This is a genomic window from Microcoleus sp. B6-A1, from assembly GCF_036705085.1.
Taxonomy (GTDB): Bacteria; Cyanobacteriota; Cyanobacteriia; order Cyanobacteriales; family Microcoleaceae; genus Microcoleus.
This window is the reverse complement of the sequence record NZ_JAUBTU010000177.1, coordinates 1-3,465: the sequence shown is the minus strand read 5'-3', so window position 1 is coordinate 3,465 and position 3,465 is coordinate 1. Positions and strand designations below refer to the sequence as shown.

The window sequence follows — 3,465 nt, the reverse complement described above, 5'->3', positions numbered from 1 at the left end:
GCGTAGGCGCTAAGAAAGAACGTTTCAAACTTATACCGCTGAGCTTACCCAGGTTTGCCTAGGTTTTTTAAAGCGGTTAATTTTTGCCCTGCACCCCATTTTCTAGCTATGGAGAACTTTTTCCTTTCGTTTTGAGAAAAGCGTTCAAGTCAGCATAAGTACCGCCGTAAGTCACGGTGGGAGTGTCGTAACCCTTTAAAGCAACGGTGTGCTGCTCGAAAGCGCCCTGGGCCCCCAATTGCGTCAGATATTTGTAGGTAGTTTCTCCCACAGCGATATCCTTGCCGAGTTGCTTGGTGCAAGATTCCAGGCGAAATGCTGCGTTTACAGTATCTCCCAAGGCAGTATAGTCCGATCGGTCGCTGCTGCCAGAATTTCCCACCATTGCATAACCAGTATTGATGCCGGCCCCGACTCGCAAAGGAAAAGGCAGCGGGTAACGGCTGCTGAGTTCGTCTGTTGCCTTGTGCAGTTCGCTCAAAGCTTGGCAAATCCGCATCATTTCCTCGCTGCTGACACCGCTGGTTTTGTGGAACCAGACGGCCATGATGGCATCGCCGATGTATTTGTCCACCCAACTGCCGTGTTCGCGAATGATCTGTCCTGCTTTGCGGAACCAATTGCCGATGACTTCCGAGAGGAGGGTTTCGTCTAGCTGCCTAGTCAAAACTGTAAAGTCTCGGATGTCCATTACCATGACGCTAATCAGGCTACGCACCGTCAAAGTCGCCGTAAAATCTTCAGAGTCTGTCTCGTGTATTGGATCGTGTCGGTGCCCGGCGGTTGGGTTGTAGAAGTCCAATTCGGTTTGACCGAAAATAATCCGATCGCCATTTCTGAGAGTGACAGGAATACTGACCCGCCGCCCGTTGACAAAGGAACCATTGCGGCTGCCCAAGTCGATTAGGTAGAACTCTCCTGTCTCCATTTGCTGTAACATCGCGTGATTACGGGAAATCCAGCGATCGGTCAGTACAAAATTATTGTCATCGCTCCGCCCTACTGTCCAGCAATTGCTGCCGGAGAGCGGCAAGTAGCGATTGCCGCTTTTCTCTGTACGAAGTACCAAATGTGGATTGGCTTGCAAAGTCACCACAGCCCTAAAAACGACATCAAGTCAACCGGTTTGAGGTTTTAAACTTTAAATTTTAACTTTACCGCGCGGCTTATGACTGAGATTGCTGCTAAAAAACCTCAAATCGGCCGTTCTCAAATCTAAAATTGTTTAGTCGATCGTCGATGCACCAAACCATACAGGATTGCCGAACCACAATTCGATCGCCAGCAAAGGTAGTTATGGTTCGATCATAAGCGAAATTGTCATATTTTTCACCCCACAGTTCTATCTGGGGAGTTAAATTTGGTGCTTTTTTGCTGAAAATATAACTATCTACCAATATTCTACCTAATGTCACGGCTCCCACTGCGATCCCAGTTTTATTTATGCTAAGGGGGCATAAAAAAACTGAAAAATGGCTCTCCGGCTCCGATCGAGAATTGTTAAACACAAGGTATCTTTAAGATTTGTTGCTTAACTTCTGGTTTTTGAAGATATCAACAAAGCCTTTTCCTCGCTGCGGCGGTCAATAAGTTGGAAATACGAGAATTTTATGTTGTCGAAAAGAATTTTGCCTTGTTTGGATGTGAAAGCCGGTCGCGTGGTCAAAGGTGTCAATTTTGTCAACCTTCAGGATGCTGGCGATCCGGTAGAAATGGCTCAGGTTTACAACGATGCCGGTGCTGACGAGTTGGTGTTTCTGGACATTACGGCGACTCACGAAGACCGGAATATTATGATCGATGTGGTGTATCGAACGGCCGATCGCGTATTTATCCCTTTGACGGTGGGCGGCGGCATCCAATCCTTAGACACAATTAAAAGTTTGTTGAGGGCGGGCGCTGATAAGGTGAGTATTAATTCGGCGGCGGTGCGCGATCCGAGTTTAATTGACAGAGCTAGCGATCGATTTGGTAATCAGTGCATTGTAGTGGCGATCGACGCTCGCAAACGGCAAGACGCAGATCATCCTGGTTGGGACGTGTACGTGCGCGGAGGGCGAGAAAATACCGGCAAAGATGCGATCGCCTGGGCAAAGGAAGCCGAACAGCGCGGCGCCGGCGAAATTCTGGTGACAAGCATGGACTCGGACGGCACTCAAGCCGGTTACGATTTGGAATTAACTCGCAGCATTGCCGAAATGGTCGAAATTCCCGTCATTGCTTCCGGCGGCGCCGGCAACTGCCACCACATCTACGAAGCCGTGACTGAGGGGAAAGCAGAAGCTGCACTGCTAGCTTCCCTGCTGCATTACGGGCAACTCAGTGTAGGAGAAATTAAAACTTATCTAGCAAAATTTCAAGTTCCCGTGCGACAGCAGCAGCCATTAGTTATTAGTCATTAGTCAGTGGATAGTCGATCGCATCTCATATCTTGCAACATTTTTAACAAACCGCTCTGCGGGTTCACTCCAGCGCCCTCTCACGTTGCAAAGAGGCTAAATAAATCCGCCCCCACCCCACGATAAAACCAGTTACTGACATTGATACTGCTATGTGAGGCGCATCCGAAGGCACTTATAGAGAATTTTTTTGATTCTACACAAGTGCCTTCTACATAAATCTCTTGGGGCGATCGACGCCAGTCAACTAGAAATATTCCCTGAGAAGGATTTCAAATACCAGCTTTTTCAGCTAAATATTATATATTAGCTCAATTTGAAAGAAAGCAACGGTTGCTTTTATCAAACTTGAGTTAAAGATTGTGCAGAATATGAGTGAGCTTCAGCCTGTTAACAATCTTAGCGATCAAAACTTCTAAAAACGGAGAAAATTTGTATGTCTTTTATCAGCTTTAACTTCCCTGCCAAGCGTTTAGTCCGCAGTTTAATAGCTGTTTGTTTTTGTGCTTTGATGTTTGTTTCTAATGCTTTCCCGGCTTTTGCAGTTACTAGCAGCCCCACAAAAGGTGAAGACCAACTTTTAGGAATTGAAAAAGAATCTCAAGAAGCTGTACTGAAAAAACCAATGTCCTTGGAAGAAACTCAAGAAAAAGCCAGCAAAGGACCCAACGAAGTTCAGGGAGACGCTGACATTGAAAAAATGAAAAATCCTTCCAATACACAAGCTACATCCTTTGAGCAACAAGTCAAAAAAGCTGTCAGCAAAGTTAAAGACTAACTCAGCGCGCAGTAGTCAGCGGACAGTTGTGAGTATAAAAGATTAGGGACACGGCGTAGTGCCGTGTCCCTAGATTTTTTTGTAGAGACACCGCACCGCGGCACATTATTGAAAAGCCAGTATCCAATCTAAATTTAGCTTGAGTTTTCATAATTGCTCTTAGGAATGAGAATTAAATAACTTCCACAAGTTTGTGGGATGGGCGTCCCGCCCGTCCCAAAAAGACGGGCGGGACGCCCATCCCACAATAACAAATAAAATTGTAAGTTATTTAATTCGCGATCCTTA

The 3,465-nt window shown here is 46.3% G+C and carries 4 protein-coding genes; 2 read left to right on the top strand and 2 right to left on the bottom strand.

Going from position 1 to position 3,465, the window contains the following annotated elements; all coding sequences use genetic code 11:
* Positions 1-106: 106 nt before the first annotated feature.
* Entirely contained in the window at positions 107-1,096 is a 990-nt protein-coding gene (locus QUB11_RS30960; RefSeq protein WP_333152106.1) for an adenylate/guanylate cyclase domain-containing protein, read from the bottom strand.
* Between the two features lie 88 nt (positions 1,097-1,184).
* Positions 1,185-1,415, bottom strand: coding sequence for a hypothetical protein (locus tag QUB11_RS30955; protein WP_333152108.1), 231 nt, complete (start codon positions 1,413-1,415; stop codon positions 1,185-1,187).
* 195 nt (positions 1,416-1,610) lie between these two features.
* Here QUB11_RS30955 and hisF point away from each other — a divergent pair, with 195 nt between their 5' ends.
* Complete coding sequence (hisF, locus tag QUB11_RS30950) at positions 1,611-2,402, top strand: imidazole glycerol phosphate synthase subunit HisF (protein WP_333207489.1); 792 nt, start codon at positions 1,611-1,613, stop codon at positions 2,400-2,402.
* A gap of 433 nt (positions 2,403-2,835) precedes the next feature.
* Positions 2,836-3,177, top strand: a complete 342-nt coding sequence (locus QUB11_RS30945; protein ID WP_333207491.1) for a low temperature-induced protein — start codon at positions 2,836-2,838, stop codon at positions 3,175-3,177.
* Positions 3,178-3,465 lie beyond the last annotated feature (288 nt).